This is a genomic window from Streptomyces sp. 5-10 (assembly GCF_014712245.1).
Classification (GTDB): domain Bacteria; phylum Actinomycetota; class Actinomycetes; order Streptomycetales; family Streptomycetaceae; genus Streptomyces; species Streptomyces violaceusniger.
The window spans coordinates 1-2,414 of the sequence record NZ_JACVYG010000178.1 but is presented as its reverse complement, the minus strand read 5'-3'; the positions used below and the strand labels follow the sequence as shown (position 1 = coordinate 2,414).

The 2,414-nt window shown below is 65.2% G+C and carries 1 protein-coding gene; it reads left to right on the top strand.

All coding sequences use genetic code 11. The features are described 5' to 3' along the window. Positions 1 to 13: 13 nt before the first annotated feature. Positions 14 to 2,414: non-ribosomal peptide synthetase (locus IEJ02_RS51570; protein ID WP_498067146.1), on the top strand; the 2,401-nt coding region annotated here is incomplete at its 3' end.

Sequence of the window (2,414 nt, the reverse complement as noted above, 5' to 3'; positions counted from 1 at the left end):
TGAGCGTTGGCTGGTGTTGATCTTGTTGCATCACTTGGTGGGGGATCACACGGCGTTGGAGGTGGTGGGCGAGGAGGTTCAGGCGGTGATGGCCGGCGAGGCTGGGCGGTTGCCGGAGCCGGTGCCGTATCGCAATGTGGTGGCGCAGGCGGTGCTGGGTGTCAGCGCCGATGAGCATGAGGCGTTCTTCCGCGAGCTGCTCGCGGGCGTGGATGAGCCCACCGCTCCGTTCGGGTTGATGGACGTCCAAGGTGACGGCTCCGAGATGACCGATGCCCGTATCGAGCTCGATGCCGACGTGGCTCGGCAGATGCGTGTTGTGGCGCGGCGGCTCGGGGTGAGCGTGGCGAGTCTGTGCCACCAGGCGTGGGCGCAGGTCCTGGCGCGGTTGACCGACCGGGAGGACGTGGTCTTCGGCACGGTGTTGTTCGGCCGGATGCACGGTGGCGCGGGTGCGGACCGAGGCATGGGCTTGTTCGTGAACACCTTGCCGGTGCGGATTGCGGTGGGTGAGGACACCGTGGAGGCGGGGGTGCTGCGCACGCATGAGCTCTTGACGCGGTTGTTGCGGCATGAGCATGCGCCGTTGGCGCTGGCGCAGCGGTGCAGTGGTGTGCAGGCGCCGATGCCGTTGTTCACCAGCCTGCTCAACTACCGCCACAGCGCCCTTGACACATCCGGTGCTGCTGAGGAGGTGTGGGGCGAGTTCGAGTTGGTGCACGCCGAGGAACGAACCAACTACCCGCTGGCGCTGTCGGTGGACGACTTCAGCGAGGGTTTCGCCTTGACCGTCCATGCGGATGCGCAGGTGGATGCGGGTCGAGTGTGCGCATTGATGCAGACGGCGCTGTTGGAGTTGGTGGGGGCTTTGCGGTCGGCGCCGGATACGCCGGTGCGGGAGCTGGATGTGCTGCCGGCGTCGGAGCATGAGTTGGTGGTGCGGGGCTGGAATGATACCCGGAGTGACTACGAGGCCGAGACGTGCGTGCACGAGCTGTTCGAGCGCCAGGCGGCACGTACCCCGGAAGCGACTGCCTTGGTGTGTGGCTCTGACTCGCTGTCCTACGCTGAGCTCAACGCCCGGGGGAACCAAGTAGCCCGCCAGCTGAGGGCGTTGGGCGTCGGGCCGGACAGCCGCGTGGCGGTCTGCGCCGAACGCGGTGTTGAGATGGTGATCGGCCAGCTCGGCGTGTGGAAAGCGGGCGGGGCGTATGTGCCGTTGGACCCGGGCTCACCGGCCGGTCGGCTCCGGAACATGCTGCACGACTGTGCTCCGGTAGCGGTTCTCACCGGAGGTCGGCATCTTGGCGACCTGATGGCAGGGTTGCCCGAGGAACTGCCGATTCTGGATCTGACAAACGCATGCGAAGCCCAATCAGACACCAATCTTGACCCTGCCATGGTTCAGGTCAATTCACACCACCTGGCCTATGTCATCTACACCTCCGGGTCGACTGGTGCCCCAAAGGGTGTCATGATCGAACACCGAAACCTGGTGAACTTGGTCCAATGGCACAGTGACACCTTCGCTGTCGTGGCGGGATCGCGTTCGTCAGGCGTTGCTCAGGTGAGTTTTGACGCGGCCGTATGGGAAATGTGGCCGACCCTGTGCGCGGGAGCGACCCTGCACCTTGCCCCAGCGGAAGAATCTGCGACACCCGAGATGCTTCTGACCTGGTGGCGTGACCAGAAGCTGGATGTCAGCTTCCTGCCGACGCCGATCGCGGAACTGACTCTCGCACACGGGGTAGCGGACCTTTCGCTGAGCACGCTGCTGGTCGGCGGCGACCGCCTGCACCGGCCGGTGGCGTCGGACCTGCCCTTCTCATTGATCAACAACTATGGGCCGACGGAGACCACCGTTGTCGCGACGTCCGGTCGAGTGACCGGTACGGAGGAGGTGCCGCATATTGGTCGGCCGATCGCCAATACGCAGGTTTACATTCTGGATGGTCGGGGTCGTCCGGTGCCGGTGGGTGTGGTTGGTGAGTTGTATGTCGGTGGGGCGGGTGTTGCTCGGGGGTATTGGAATCGTCCGGAGTTGACGGCGGAGCGGTTCCTGCGCGATCCGTTCAGCGAGGAACCGGGTGCGCGGATGTACCGGACGGGGGATTTGGGGCGGTGGTTGGAGGATGGGTCGATTGAGTTTGTGGGGCGTAATGACTTCCAGGTGAAGGTGCGGGGTTTCCGTATCGAACTCGGTGAGGTCGAGGCCCGGCTGTTGGAGGTGCCGGGGGTGCGTGAGGCGGTGGTGCTGGCCCGTGAGGATGTCCCGGGGGACAAGCGGTTGGTGGCGTATCTGACCGGGGAGCGGTGTGGGGTGGAGGAGGTGCGGGCGTGTGTGGGGGTGCGGTTGCCGGAGTACATGGTGCCGGCGGCGTTTGTGTGGCTGGATGTGTTGCCGTTGACGGCGA